Below are 13,836 nucleotides of genomic sequence, written 5' to 3' on the forward strand. Positions count from 1 at the left end.
GCCACCTTATAGCATTGGTGTCGATGGGTGGACTGGTGGACGCACAAATCAAAGGAATGCATCGAAGAGGGTTTTGACCTGTGTGTCCACAATCAAGCATTCGATACTGAAGCTTAGGGGAAGGGAGAGAAGGTTGATAAGCAAAGCATCGGCGACAGGGATGTCGCCGCTGAGCCCCCAGGGATGGGTTCACGGCGACTTTGCGTTCAACCTTCTCTCCCTGACCTGCCACCACAGTTAGCAGGCGACTTACCCTAACTTCAGACTTTATTCGTCGAGGCTTCTCACCCCTCTCTCCTGAATTCTATGCAAAAAAAAAGTCTGAACGTATGTTCAGACTCTTCTTTAAATATGGTGGTGAGAGAGGGGTTCGAACCCTCGATACGTTGCCGTATACACACTTTCCAGGCGTGCTCCTTCAGCCACTCGGACACCTCACCATATTGTTGTCGCAACAAGGTTGCTGACGGGCGCTAATGTAGGCAAAAGCGCTGCCGCGGTCAACTCCCTTTCTCCACTTTTCTGCGCGTTTAGCCAGTTTTGCAGCAGTTTGCTGCTTAAATCACCAAAATCCCCACTAACCACAACGAAACGGCCTATCCGCTGTTAATAACCCCATACGTCCATTGCCGATCCTGACGAATACTTCATCGCGATACTATTGGTATCGCAACAATTTTTGCTTGCCAGACGCGCTGTTTTCCCCGAGCCTTGAGAAAAAACAGGAGAGCAAACGTGGATATCATTTTTTACCATCCGTCATTTAATGCAGAAACCTGGATCGACGGCCTGCAACAACGCCTGCCCGACGCCCGTATCCGCCAATGGACACCCGGCGATGATGCGCCTGCCGACTTTGCGCTGGTGCGCCAGCCTCCTGTCGATATGCTGCAAGGCCGTAAAGGACTGAGAGCAGTATTCGCGCTCGGCGCGGGCGTGGATGATATTCTCGGCCAGCTGCGCCAACATCCTGAAATGCTGGCTAAAGAGGTGCCGCTATTCCGCCTGGAAGACACCGGCATGGGCCGACAGATGCAGGAATACGCTGTTTACCATGTTTTAGGCTGGTTCCGTCGCTTCACGGAATATCAACAGCAGAAGGCACAGTCGCTGTGGCAACACCTGCCTAACTACAGCCGCAAAAATTTCAGCATCGGTATTCTGGGCGCGGGCGTACTGGGGCAGAGCGTGGCAGAAAGCCTGAAGATTTGGGGCTTCCCGGTGCGTTGCTGGAGCCGCTCACCAAAAGACTTGCCGGGTGTCACCAGTTTCCATGGCGCGGAACAGCTGGGCGAATTCCTGGCCGGCAGCCAGGTGCTGATTAACCTGTTGCCCAACACGCCACAGACCGAAGGGATCCTGAACCGCAGCTTGCTTAGCCAACTTAAACCGCAGGCATTCTTGCTTAACCTCGCCCGTGGTGCGCATCTGGTCGAAGACGATCTGCTGGCGGCGATCGAAGCCGGTGAGGTCAAAGCCGCCGCGCTGGACGTCTTCGTACGTGAACCGCTCGATACTTCCCATCCGTTCTGGACGCATCCGGATATTGCCATCACGCCGCATAATGCCGCTGTAACCTTGCCAGACGAAGCTATGGACTCTATCGCGAAATCGATCGCCACCCTGGACGCCGGTGAAATGCCTGGCGGTCTGGTCGACGTGACCCGCGGTTATTAAGTCAATCAGGGGCAGGAATGCTATTCTTGCCCTAAGCCTAAAGGAGAATGTTATGTACCCCGTTGACCTTCATATGCATACCGTTGCCAGCACTCATGCCTACAGCACACTCCGCGACTACGTGGTGCAGGCGCAAACCTGTGGCGTCAAACTGCTGGCGATCACCGATCACGGCCCGGATATGGCCGATGCACCGCACTACTGGCACTTTGTGAATATGCGCGTCTGGCCACGTGTGGTGGATGGCGTGGGCATTCTGCGCGGCATCGAGGCTAACATCAAGAATACCGACGGTGATATTGACTGCACCGGGCCGATGATGGGATCGGTGGATATCGTGGTGGCGGGCTTCCATGAACCGGTGTTCGCCCCGCGCGATAAGGCCACGCATACCGAAGCGATGATTGCGGCGATGGCCAGTGGCAATGTGCATATCATCAGCCATCCGGGCAACCCGAAATACCCGGTCGATATCCCGGCTATTGCCGAAGCGGCGGCGAAATATAACGTCGCGCTGGAGTTGAACAACTCCTCCTTTACTCATTCCCGCCCGGGCAGCGAACCTAACTGCCGCGCAATCGTCGCGGCGGTGCGCGATGCCGGCGGATGGATCTCCTGCGGATCGGATTCCCATACTGCGTTTACCCTCGGCAACTTCGAACACTGCCTGCGGATTATGAAGGAAGTGGATTTCCCGGAAGATCGCGTATTAAATGTCACTCCTCGCCGCTTGCTGGATTTCCTCGAGCTGCGTACCGGCACCAAAATTGCTGAATTTGCTGATATGTGACATTGTCACAATTAACCTCTGAATGGACTGACCGTCATGAATGAATTCTCTATCATCTGCCGTATTCTTGGCTCGCTGTACAACCGCCAGCCGCAGGATCCGTTGCTGGTGCCGCTGTTTACGATGTTGCGTGAAGGCAAACTGCAGCAGCACTGGCCGCTGGAGCAGGATGAGCTATTGATCCGCCTGCAGGAAAACAGCGACCCGCAGGCGCTGGCGGGGGATTACAACGCGCTGTTTGTCGGCAGCGACTGCAAAGTGCCGCCGTACGGATCGCATTGGGATAACGGCCCGCAGGAGAGCGACGTGCGTGGCTTCCTGCAAAGCCGCGGTATGCCGTTAGGCGAAGGCCCAGCCGATCATATTGGTGCGCTGCTGCTGGCCGCTTCATGGCTGGAAGACCAGTCTGCGGCGGATGAAGTGCAGGCGCAGGTGACGCTGTTTGATGAGTATTTATTGCCGTGGGTGGGTCAGTTCCTGGGCAAAGTTGAAGCCCATGCCACCACCGCGTTTTACCGCACGCTGGCCGCGTTAAGCCGCGAAGCGATTCAGGCGATGCGTGACGAACTGGAAGAAGAAGGGGACGTCTGAGCCCTGTTCCAGCCTGAGCCATAACCTGACGTAAGCCCGCCGGTAGCCCATTAGCGACCGGCGGGCTTTTTACTGCGTTACTGCCACTCCGCGTTGGCCGATCCCAACCGCGACGCCGCTCGTGACCAGATCAACGGGGTGCCGGGTAACCACACTGGCGAACGCAGGCGATAGCCCATGCCCCACGGGGTGATTTCAATCTCGACGTTTTCATCCTGTGGCTTAAGCGGGCCCAAACCCTGCGGTTGTTCACTTTCTGGATACGGATTGTCGGTCAACAGGCAGGCAGTTCTGGCCAGCGACAGGCGGGCGGTATAGCCGGTATTGTGCAGCAGTCGCTGGCGCAAGCCTTCCAGCACCGCGGCTGCCATCAGATAACCGGTGGCATGATCCAGCGCCTGCACCGGCAGCGGCGAGGGCGCATCGCGCTGTTTCCACTGGCGGCCGCTGTCGGCAATGCCGCATCCCATTTGTACCAGGCTGTCGAAGCCACGGCGATTGCGCCATGGGCCGGTCCATCCCCACGCATTCAGGCTGACGTCCACCAATCCCGGCGACAGTTTTTGCCGGGTTTGCGCATCATACCCAAGCGCGCTCAACGCATCGGCACGGTAGCCATGCACCAGCACGTCCGCCTGACTCAGCAAGGCTTCAAAGTGCTTGCGTCCCTGCGCGGATTTCAGGTCGAGCCTGGCGCAGCGCTTACCCAGGGTCACCTCTTCTTCCAGCGAGGGTTCTTCCCAACCGGGCGGATCGAGCCGCAATATCTCCGCGCCCAGCCCGGCCAGAAATCGCGTGGCCACCGGGCCGGCGATGATGCGGGTCAGATCCAGCACGCGCACGCCATGCAGCGGACGCGCGGGGAACAGGCGCCACGTGGGCGCTGGGCCTTCGGGCTGCAACGCCTGTTCGATCAACGCTTCGCGCCGGACGGCCTGGCCTTGCGGATGCTGTTGCCACGCCTCCACGCTGCGCATCTCCGCCGCACAGCCGCCGGCGGCGACCACCGCGTCTTCCAGTGCGGTTTTATTCCACTGGTTGACGGCGGCAGCAAGGCTGGCACGATCGGCATGCTGACCGAGCACGCTTTCCATCGCCGCGCGATGATGGGGCGCATTGGTATGCAGGCGGATCCAGCCATCCGCGGTGGGATAATCGCCGGCAAAAGGGTCCCACAAGGCAGGCGCGGGGCGATTAATCGGGCGGAAGCTGTGCTGGAACCAGCGTGAAGCCAGCGAGGTATTCACCTCAAGCGGATGCGGATTGCCAATCAGATCGGCCGCAGCCTGCATCGCCAGTGCGATGCTGGTGCCGGCCAGTTCGGTGACCGGATACAGCGAGCAGAGTTGCGCGTCCCCGTGGAAGGTGACCTGAGGAACGGCATCGCTGGCAGCGCGCAGCCCGTGCCAAAGCTGTTGCCAGAGGTGTGTGGTAAGCCCATTGTCCATTGCGTCCTCCTTGGATGATGCTTATCACCTTAGCAATGAACCCCGCTTTTTGCCTGGCGTTAACGCAGGCGGCGGAATTTTGGCAGACGGGCGTGCATGCGCAGATTACGCAGATTAATGACCGCGATGGCCGTGCCGGCAACCACCAGCAGCGCGCCGATAATTTTGAACATATTCATCTCGTCGCCCAGCACCACCACGCCCATAATCACCGCCAGCACCGGCGTCAGCAGCGAATACGGCATGATCAGATTGACGTTGTAGCTGCGCAGCAGCCAGTACCACAGCGAGTAGGCGATAATCGAAGAGAAAATCGCGCTGTACAGAATGCCAAACCAGCCGCGCCAGCTGGAGTGGATCAGGCTGTCGATCTGATTGGATTCCATCACCCAGGAGGCGAGGCCGACAATTGGGATCGCCAGGAAACAGAGCCAGCCGGTCATGGTCAGCGGCTTGATCGGCGGGGATTTTTTCACCAGCATATTGCTGATCGCCCAGCCCGCGGCGCTGCACAGCAAGATACACAGCACCCACCAGGAAGGAATGGTCGGGCTGCCGGCCAGCACCACCACGCCGGTCAGGGAGACGGCAATGCCGGTCATCTGCACCACCGACAGTTTCTCCTTGAGGATCACCATTGCCAGCAGCATGGCAAACGGCGTGCCGAGCTGTACCACAATTGCACCGGTTCCGGCATCGGTGTATTTCATGCCAACAAACAGCAGTGAAAAGTGCAGGAAGCCAAAGGTAAACGCCAGCGGCACCAGATAGCGCAACTGCGCGCGGTTAACGCGGGTGAACGGGACCAAAATCAGCGCCACAACCACAAAGCGCATCAGGGTCAAAAACAGCGGGGGAAGATCGAGCAGACCCCATTTGATTGCAACGTTATTGAACGCCCAAAGGGTCACTACCAGTAAAATAAGAAAAAAATGCCTCAAAGCCACGAGACTGTCCTGTTGTGCGTGTGATCACCTTTTTATCATGGCATGAATTGCCGCTAAATTAAGCGGGCTCAGGCAATTTATTTCGCACCGGGCGTTAGCTGAATTTGTTTTACTGCCCTCAGAAAAAGTGATGAGACAGCCGACCGTCAACATGCCATCATAATCTTCAGATCCCTGTCGTCAGGTGCATGTTGATAATCATTAAGGATAACTTCCCGCTATGCGTTCTGCACTTCCGTTAGCCATCATTCAGTTTGAAACCCCGCCTGACGCGGTCATCGATCGCGTTGGTGAACAACAGCACTGGTTTGTTGCCGCTCTGGGCCTGCAACCCGGCGAATATGTGGTGATCCGCCCGGATTTGGGTGAAGCCCTGCCGGATGCCGGTTCCGTTGCCGCCGCGGTGCTGAGCGGCTCCTGGGCAATGGTGACCGATCACGCCGAATGGAGCGAGCGCAGCGCGGCCTGGATCCGCAGCGCGGTCGAGCAGGGCTTACCGCTGCTCGGCGTCTGTTACGGTCATCAGCTGATGGCTTACGCGCTGGGCGGGCGGGTGGATGATAATCCACGCGGCTGGGAACGCGGTCTGCAACAGCTGGAGATGAACGCCTGCTCCGCCAGCGATCCGTTACTGAGCCAGCTGCCGACGCACTTCTCCGCGTGGCTGTCCCATCGTCAGTCGGTGCTGCAGCCGCCGCCGGGCGCGCAGGTGCTGGCCGCGTCCGCACAGGATGACTGTCAGATTATCCGTTACACCCCGCAGGCGCTTTCGGTGCAGTTTCATCCGGAATTTACCGGCACCATCATGACCGCCTGTCTGCAAAGCAGCCAGAATAGTGAAATCAGTAGCCTGATGGCGCATCAGCAGGAGCCGGCCACGCCGTTGCAGCTGCTGCAAACCTTCTGGCATCAGCATCGTCAGGCCAGCAAGCTGGCCTGATTTACCCGGGCCATTGTTGTGCGTTACCTCACAATGATGGCTTCCCGACCCGCTTTCATGGCACTCCCGTCACAGTTTCCTCTTCGGCAATCTGACATGCTCATTTTTATCAATATTGTTAATGATGAGTTATTTGATTGTTAAATCGCTCCGGCGAATTTACTCCGAGGAAACCACCATGCGTTATGCATATCCGGGCACTACAGATTCATTGATCACCCTGAAGTCTCAGTACGGCAACTTTATCAACGGTGAGTTTGTGCCGCCGGTTAACGGGGCCTATTTCGAGAACACCTCGCCGGTAAATGGATCGGTGATCGGTGAGTTCCCCCGTTCCGATAAAGATGATGTGGAAAAAGCGCTGGATGCAGCCCATGCCGCTGCCGACGCCTGGGGCAAAACCTCTGTTCAGGCGCGTTCACTGGCGTTGCTGAAAATTGCCGACCGGCTGGAAGAGAATCTGGAATTTATCGCGGTAAACGAAACCTGGGACAACGGCAAACCGGTGCGCGAAACGCTGGCCGCCGACCTGCCGCTGGCGGTGGATCATTTCCGTTATTACGCCGGCTGTATTCGCGCTCAGGAAGGATCGTCTGCGGAGATCGACGAATTCACCGCCGCGTACCACTTCCACGAACCGCTGGGCGTGGTGGCGCAAATTATCCCGTGGAACTTCCCGCTGCTGATGGCCGCGTGGAAACTGGCGCCCGCGCTGGCTGCCGGCAACTGCGTGATTTTGAAACCGGCTGAACAAACGCCGCTGTCTATTACGCTGTTTGTGGAACTGATTGCCGACCTGCTGCCGAAAGGTGTGCTGAATGTGGTTCACGGTTATGGCCGTGAAGCGGGTGAAGCGCTGGCGGGCAATCCGCGTATCGCCAAGGTGGCCTTTACCGGCTCCACCGCAACCGGTGGCCATATCCTTGAGCTGGCGGCGAAGAACCTGATCCCGTCCACGGTGGAGCTGGGCGGTAAATCGCCAAACATCTTCTTCGAAGACATCATGCAGGCCGAACCGTCCTTTATTGAGAAAGCGGCGGAAGGCGTGGTGCTGGGCTTCCTTAATCAGGGCGAAGTCTGTACCTGTCCGTCGCGTGCGCTGGTGCAGGAGTCCATTTACGAACCCTTTATGGAAGCGGTGTTGAAACGCGTGAAAACCATTAAGCGCGGCGATCCGATGGATACCGACACCATGGTTGGCGCGCAGGCGTCACAGCAACAGTTCGACAAAATCCTCTCCTATCTGGAAATCGCTCAGCAGGAAGGCGCTGAAGTGCTGACCGGCGGCGGGGTGGAAAAACTGGAAGGCGGTCTGTCCACCGGTTATTACATTCAGCCGACGCTGCTGAAAGGCAATAACAGTATGCGCGTGTTTCAGGAAGAGATTTTTGGACCGGTAGTGGGCATCCTGACCTTTAAGGATGAGGCCGAAGCGATCGCCATTGCTAACGACTCAATCTATGGCCTCGGTGCCGGCGTCTGGACCCGCGACATCAACCGCGCGTATCGCGTGGGCAGGGCGATCAAAGCCGGACGCGTCTGGACCAACTGTTACCACCTGTATCCGGCGCATGCCGCTTTCGGGGGTTACAAAAAATCCGGTATTGGCCGTGAAACCCATAAAATGATGCTCGATCACTACCAGCAAACCAAGAACCTGCTGGTCAGCTACAGCATTGAGCCGCTGGGCTTCTTCTGATGTAAGCGCATCACCCAACAGGGCCGCAATAGCGGCCCTGTTTATGCTGTTCCCCGCCATAACCTCGACCGGTTTAAAAACGCCTGCACCTCACCTCCACGCGCGTTTGCGCGGCCTCACACATTGGTTTTTGTTATGACCCATCATCTTGCCGACTAAAGCCAAATATGGCACGCTGCCATAGGGTTGTATATACAAGACTAAACAACACAACCCGCACACATCATCGCGCCTCCTCGCCTCATGTCGTTCCCATGAGCGGGCGGCTCCCTTTCAGGCAAGGAGTTGGTTATGTCATCCGTATCCTCTGCGCGTACCGAGCGTGCAGAAAGCAAACTGATTGAGACCCGCAGCATCGACTACATTCCCGAATCCGAACGTCACGGCAACGTCTTCAGCCAGTTCACCCTGTGGTTCGGCGGCAACTTACAAATCACCGCAATTGTCACCGGCGCGTTAACCGTGGTACTGGGCGGCGATGTGGTCTGGTCGCTGATTGGGCTGCTGGTGGGGCAGATACTCGGTGCCGGGATTATGGCGCTGCATGCCGTGCAGGGGCCGAGGCTGGGCCTGCCGCAAATGATCACCTGCCGGACGCAATTCGGCGTGTATGGCGCGGTGATCCCGCTGGTGCTGGTCTGCGTGATGTATATCGGCTTCTCGGCCAGCGGCACGGTCCTGGCCGGGCAGGCGCTGGCGCATCTGGCGAACATCAGCGACAGGGCCGGGATTATCGGCTTTGGGTTGATCATTATCGTTGTTGCCACGCTGGGATACCGGCTGATCCACGGGCTGGGCAAAGTGGCCAGCGTGGTTGGCGTGCTGACCTTTATCTATCTGTTCTTCCGGCTGCTGCTGGAGAACGATATTGGCGCGCTGCTAAGCAATAATCACTTCTCGCTGGCGAACTTCCTGCTGGCGATGTCGCTGTCGTCTTCCTGGCAGATTGCCTTTTGCCCCTACGTCTCTGACTACTCGCGCTATCTGCCGCGTAACGTCTCGGCGGGTAAAACCTTCTTCGCCGTCTTTGCCGGCACTGCGTTGGGCACCCAGCTGTCGATGACGCTGGGCGTAATTGCCGCCGCGCTGGCCGGAAAGGCGTTCTCGGGCAATGAAGTGGGTTACATCGTGGGATTGGGATCGAGCGGGACGCTGGCGCTGGTGCTCTATTTTTCCATCTGCTTCGGCAAAATCACCTTCACTACCTTAAATGCCTACGGCAGCTTTATGTCGCTGACCACCATCGTCTGTGGTTTCCGCAAGACTGCCACCATCAGCAAAGCCGGACGGATTACTTTTATTGTCTGTATGGTGCTGATCAGCTGTGCGATTGCGATGCTTAGCGCGCCGTCGTTCCTCAAATCCTTCACCCAGTTCCTGCTGTTCCTTCTGGCGTTCTTTGTGCCCTGGAGCGCCATGAATTTGATGGATTATTACTTTATTACCCGTGGGCATATCGACATTCCGGCACTGTCCGATCCTGACGGTCGGTATAAGCGCTGGAATCTGGTGGGGATTGCCACCTATGTGGCGGGCGTGTTGATCCAGCTGCCGTTTATCTCCAATGGTTTCTACAGCGGCTCGTTGGTGTACCTGTTCGACGGGAATGATGTTTCCTGGATTATCGGCTGGGTGTTTACCGCGCTGAGCTGGCTGCTGGTCAATCAGCGCAATAAGGCGGCCCGTTTACAGGCCACCGTGCTGCCGCAGGGTTAACTGGCTTTTCGCTGCGCCAGTAATTCAACGATGTGTTCTTCGGAAACCGCCTGAGAGAAAAGGTAGCCCTGCAGCTGATTACATCCGGCTTCTGCCAGGGCTGCCATCTGTCCGTGGGTTTCCACGCCTTCTGCGGTCACCGTCAGACCCATTGCCTGGCCCAGTTTCACCACCGATTCGATGATCGCCATCGAGTTCTCCGTCACGCCCAATGACTGGGTGAACGAGCGGTCGATTTTGATTTTGTCGACCGAGAAATGGCTGAGGTAATTGAGGCTTGAGTAGCCGGTGCCAAAATCGTCCAGCGCGATGCGGAAGCCGGCCTCGCGCAGTTTTTTCATCGTCTCCTGCGCGCCTTTTTCGTCTTCAATCAGCACGCCTTCGGTCACTTCCAGCTCAATGCGCGTCGCCAGGGTTTTTTCCTGCTTCACAATCGCCTTAAAACGCTCGACAAAGCCGGCCGCGCGGAACTGCAATGGCGAGACGTTAACCGCAATGGTCAGATCCGGCCACTTGAGCGAGACGCGGCAGGCTTCCCGCAGCACCCATTCGCCAATCTGAATAATCAGCCCCATTTCTTCGGCCAGCGGGATAAATTCGCTCGGTGAGATCGCGCCATGAACCGGATGATTCCAGCGCATCAGCGCTTCCAGTGCCACCACCTTCTGCCCGGAAATGTCCATCAGCGGCTGATAGAACACCGCCAGATCCTTTTTGGTTTGCATCGCCAGACGCAAATCGGCGGCGATTTGCTGGCGGGTTTTCACCGACTCATCCATCGCCCGCTCAAACACCCGGTACTGCCCGCGTCCCTGACTTTTGGCTTCGTACAGCGCGATATCTGCTTTGCGCATCATCTCGGAGCGATCGACCGCATCCTCCGGCGCAATAGCCACGCCGATACTGACCCCAATCCAGGTATCGCTGCCGAGCAGGGTAAACGGACGCGAGAGCGCGGCAATAATCTGCTCGCACATGGTCTGGATCTCGCGCGGAGAGCTGACCACATCAAGGATCACCACAAACTCATCGCCGCCCAGTCGGCCAACGGTATTCTGTTCGCCCACCAGGCTGCTGACCCGGTGGCCCACTTCAATAATCAAATCATCCCCGGCGTGATGGCCGTAGGTGTCATTAATCAGCTTAAATCTGTCCAGGTCTAATAACAGTAACGCCACCTTGTCGCCGTTACGCATCAGTCTGCCTAACGCTTGCGTCAGGCGTTCCTCCACCATCGCGCGGTTGGGCAAACCGGTCAGCACATCATGGAAGGCCAGATGCTGTGCCTGTGCCTCGCTGGCGCCGAGTTGTAGCACCGACTGCGACAGCCGCAGGGAAGAGAGCCACAGGCGGCGGATCATCACGCCGCAGATCGCGGTGATAATTAACACCACGATGGCGACCAGCGGGCCGATCACCGCCAGCATGCGTGTGCCAGGCCGATCGGGCTGCCAGGAGAGGTGGCCGAGAGACTGACCGCTATGGCTGGTTAACAGGTAATTGGCGCCGTCCGCAATGGGATTGCCATCGGTATAGCGAAGATCTTTCAGCAGGCTGCGCTGGGAGAGTGAGCTCAGGTAGGTATTGTCGAGATACTTAACGCTGACCAGGGTGAACGGGCTTGAACGGCCACGTTCTCCTTCTATATTGCCCATGGCCAGCACGGCAGGGCGGTTATCGATCAGGGTAAAGTCGATCACCTCACGATGACCATTTTGACTGGCATAGGGCACCTTCAGCTTTTGCATAAAGGTCTGTACCGGTTGCTGCAGGTGCGCAAACTGAGAAACCGCCACGTTGCGACCGTTCTCCCAGCGATAGACCGGCTGGTTGTTCGCATCGAGGATATAGACCAGCTGATGGCCGAACATCGTCGACAGCCAGTCGCCCACGTTTTGATTAAGCCAGACGGTATCTTGCGGCGATCTGGCCAGTCGTCGGGCAAGCGGTTGCCACAGCGCCAGGCTGCGATGCTGCTTGATCATTTCGTCAAGGCTTTGAGAAAGTGAAGTTTTTATTATCTGTTGCTGCTGTGCAGCGGCAATATCATTGCTTTTTGCGGTCGCCCACCAGACGGTAAAGCTGGCTGCCACAAAAGTAATAATCAACACTAAAACCAGAGGAACAAGAACTTCACGAACAAAGTGGAGACGGAAACTGTCTGATATCTTCATGTTTTTTATCAGCCTGCGGCGAAGGACGGACCTTCTTTCAGGCTAGCATAAATCTGATTTCTGTCTTTTTTCTGCGCCTGAAACGTGCGGCTCAGCTGATTTTCCACAGATTTATATGTGAAGTGAAAATTAACTGATGAAGTTTTTTTACTTTTTGCCGTGGGGGAATTTGACTTAAAACTGTAAAAGCGATGCGTTAATCATTACGGGGTAAAAACGCAGGGCAGGGCGTCGACAGTTTAGCGATCTGTAAGTGTCCAGATTTGCCGCACGCTGTTTTATCGCCAATAACATAGGATTATTCCTTATTATTCTTGCCGGGTTGTTACAAAGGCCGCTGCGGCTGTGAGATTGCCGTCTTACCAGCGATAAAAATATGTGTAACCAGGTTTCGCCTGTGCATCACAGCGGATAAACAGGTATTTGGCTTAAATGTTTTGTTATCCCTGATGCCTTATGGCTTTCTTTGAGGATGAGTGAATCGTTGCGGTGAATTAGCCTTCGGCGGTGGACACACCTTTTTAAGGGGATGGACTGAGGATTATCCTAATACCACAGTTTGTTTAACCTTGGTTGTAGTGAGATTTTGGAATAAAACATCCTTTGCGGAAATAAATAATCATTCCTTCTGATTGGCCGCATAAAGATTATCATCTGACATCAATTTTAATAGGTTCGCTTATCTTATTATTGAGCCAGGTTGAATTAACTTAGAAATGTAAAAAATGACATGCTTTATAATATTTAAGCGTTATTCCTGGTATTAATCCGAATAAGCGCAGGGCGGCTCATTCTGCGTTGATTTTATTTTGGTATTGTTGTTAATTAGCAGGCATTCCACTCTCACAAGAGATGAGACCTATGTCAGCTAAATTGTTGTCAGTCATTATTCCTGCGTATAATGTTGGGAATTATATTGTTGAATGTATTGATTCATTGCTGAGTCAAATTCCTTCGCCGAATGAACTTATTATCATTAACGATGGATCTACCGATAATACTCTGGCGCTGGTGGAGCAAAAGTACGGTGCGCTGGACAATGTAAAAGTGGTGACCATTGCCAATGGTGGCTTGGGTAATGCACGCGACGTCGGCATTGCGATGGCGCAGGGTGAGTTCATCTTCTGCTGTGACCCGGATGACGTGGTATGCGACGGCCTGTTCAGAGAGCTGAGCGACACCGTGGCCCTGCACCCCGAAGTGGAACTGTTTTGCTTCAACTCGCAGATGTTTGAGGATGATGACTCCGGGCGCACCTATGGCAAAGTCGAGCACCGCGAATTTGGCTTAATGAAGCCAAAGGAGGTTTTTGCCTCTTTACTGCGTTCAGGGGCCTATACCTCGGCGACCTGGAATTATATTTTGAAAAAAGAGGTCATCGAAACTTACCAATTAAAATATGTTAAGCGTCTGCATGAAGACCATTGTTTTACGCTGGAAGTGTTTTTGCGCAGCCGAAGCGCATTTGTCAGTCAGAATCTTTACTATAAGCAACGTATTCGCAGCGGCTCTTTAACCAACAGCGTGAAGAGCGAAAGCTTTTTCCGCCAGCGTTATGATGCTTTTGTCTGTTCCTATGAGAAATTACTCAGGGCGGTGGACGATCAAAAGGAACTGGCCGAATTGCGCCGGCTGTATCTGATTCACTCGTTCAAGTTAATGATTAACCTGGCACTTGCCGATAACCGCAGCGTTCCTGCCTATGTCACCCACGCGATTCACTATTTGGGGAAAAGTCTGAAACCAGGCTCTGTTACCAACTGGCTACTGTTAAGGAAGCCGGAATTATACTCTAATCTGATCAAAGTCAGGCAGAATCTGCGCAGTATGACGGTTTCTTGAAAAGGTTAAGGG

General features: G+C 55.5%; 10 protein-coding genes and 1 tRNA gene. 7 read left to right on the plus strand and 4 right to left on the minus strand.

The window, feature by feature from the left end; all coding sequences use genetic code 11:
* Positions 1-352: 352 nt before the first annotated feature.
* Positions 353-440: transfer RNA gene (locus tag AC0IXH_RS03875), tRNA-Ser, on the minus strand.
* 295 nt (positions 441-735) lie between these two features.
* Here AC0IXH_RS03875 and ghrA point away from each other — a divergent pair.
* The 3 genes from ghrA to AC0IXH_RS03890 are packed head-to-tail and all read left to right on the plus strand — an operon-like array spanning position 736 to position 3,058.
* Complete coding sequence (ghrA, locus tag AC0IXH_RS03880; RefSeq protein ID WP_471720006.1) at positions 736-1,677, plus strand: glyoxylate/hydroxypyruvate reductase GhrA; 942 nt, start codon at positions 736-738, stop codon at positions 1,675-1,677.
* Positions 1,678-1,729: 52 nt separating this feature from the next.
* Positions 1,730-2,467 carry a phosphatase gene (locus tag AC0IXH_RS03885; RefSeq protein WP_013202635.1) on the plus strand — a complete coding sequence of 246 codons (738 nt, stop codon included), beginning with the start codon at positions 1,730-1,732 and terminating at the stop codon, positions 2,465-2,467.
* A gap of 36 nt (positions 2,468-2,503) precedes the next feature.
* Positions 2,504-3,058: a TorD/DmsD family molecular chaperone gene (locus AC0IXH_RS03890; RefSeq protein ID WP_013202634.1), complete on the plus strand. Its 555-nt coding sequence runs from the start codon at positions 2,504-2,506 to the stop codon at positions 3,056-3,058.
* A gap of 77 nt (positions 3,059-3,135) precedes the next feature.
* Here AC0IXH_RS03890 and AC0IXH_RS03895 read toward each other — a convergent pair whose 3' ends face one another.
* Together AC0IXH_RS03895 and AC0IXH_RS03900 are read right to left on the minus strand one after the other, a co-directional pair.
* A complete protein-coding gene (locus AC0IXH_RS03895; RefSeq protein WP_471720007.1) occupies positions 3,136-4,506 on the minus strand; it encodes a CoA transferase in 1,371 nt (456 codons plus the stop codon).
* A gap of 59 nt (positions 4,507-4,565) precedes the next feature.
* A complete protein-coding gene (locus tag AC0IXH_RS03900) occupies positions 4,566-5,453 on the minus strand; it encodes a DMT family transporter (RefSeq protein WP_013202632.1) in 888 nt (295 codons plus the stop codon).
* Positions 5,454-5,673: 220 nt separating this feature from the next.
* On the opposite strand from AC0IXH_RS03900, the gene AC0IXH_RS03905 reads away from it, so the two are divergent.
* The 3 genes from AC0IXH_RS03905 to AC0IXH_RS03915 all read left to right on the plus strand — a co-directional run bounded on the left by AC0IXH_RS03905 (position 5,674) and on the right by AC0IXH_RS03915 (position 9,808).
* Positions 5,674-6,393, plus strand: coding sequence for a glutamine amidotransferase (locus AC0IXH_RS03905; RefSeq protein ID WP_346566769.1), 720 nt, complete (start codon positions 5,674-5,676; stop codon positions 6,391-6,393).
* Positions 6,394-6,571: 178 nt separating this feature from the next.
* Positions 6,572-8,092 (plus strand): acetaldehyde dehydrogenase ExaC, encoded by a 1,521-nt coding sequence (exaC, locus tag AC0IXH_RS03910; RefSeq protein ID WP_013202630.1) that lies wholly within the window; start codon positions 6,572-6,574, stop codon positions 8,090-8,092.
* A gap of 291 nt (positions 8,093-8,383) precedes the next feature.
* A complete protein-coding gene (locus AC0IXH_RS03915; protein ID WP_471720008.1) occupies positions 8,384-9,808 on the plus strand; it encodes a purine-cytosine permease family protein in 1,425 nt (474 codons plus the stop codon).
* Here the strand turns inward: AC0IXH_RS03915 and AC0IXH_RS03920 are convergent.
* Positions 9,805-11,919 carry a bifunctional diguanylate cyclase/phosphodiesterase gene (locus AC0IXH_RS03920; RefSeq protein ID WP_471720009.1) on the minus strand — a complete coding sequence of 705 codons (2,115 nt, stop codon included), beginning with the start codon at positions 11,917-11,919 and terminating at the stop codon, positions 9,805-9,807. The two genes, AC0IXH_RS03915 and AC0IXH_RS03920, sit on opposite strands and share 4 nt — an antisense overlap.
* A gap of 924 nt (positions 11,920-12,843) precedes the next feature.
* On the opposite strand from AC0IXH_RS03920, the gene AC0IXH_RS03925 reads away from it, so the two are divergent.
* Positions 12,844-13,824: a glycosyltransferase family 2 protein gene (locus AC0IXH_RS03925; protein ID WP_013202627.1), complete on the plus strand. Its 981-nt coding sequence runs from the start codon at positions 12,844-12,846 to the stop codon at positions 13,822-13,824.
* The last annotated feature ends 12 nt before the right edge of the window (positions 13,825-13,836 follow it).

This window comes from Erwinia sp. AC075 (assembly GCF_979253995.1).

Coding starts and splice junctions, on each gene's coding strand:
- AC0IXH_RS03885 (WP_013202635.1), top strand. CDS start 1,730: ATGTACCCCGTTGACCTTCATATGCATACCGTTGCCAGCACTCATGCC.
- AC0IXH_RS03895 (WP_471720007.1), bottom strand. CDS start 4,506: ATGGACAATGGGCTTACCACACACCTCTGGCAACAGCTTTGGCACGGG.
- AC0IXH_RS03905 (WP_346566769.1), top strand. CDS start 5,674: ATGCGTTCTGCACTTCCGTTAGCCATCATTCAGTTTGAAACCCCGCCT.
- AC0IXH_RS03915 (WP_471720008.1), top strand. CDS start 8,384: ATGTCATCCGTATCCTCTGCGCGTACCGAGCGTGCAGAAAGCAAACTG.
- exaC (WP_013202630.1), top strand. CDS start 6,572: ATGCGTTATGCATATCCGGGCACTACAGATTCATTGATCACCCTGAAG.
- AC0IXH_RS03890 (WP_013202634.1), top strand. CDS start 2,504: ATGAATGAATTCTCTATCATCTGCCGTATTCTTGGCTCGCTGTACAAC.
- AC0IXH_RS03925 (WP_013202627.1), top strand. CDS start 12,844: ATGTCAGCTAAATTGTTGTCAGTCATTATTCCTGCGTATAATGTTGGG.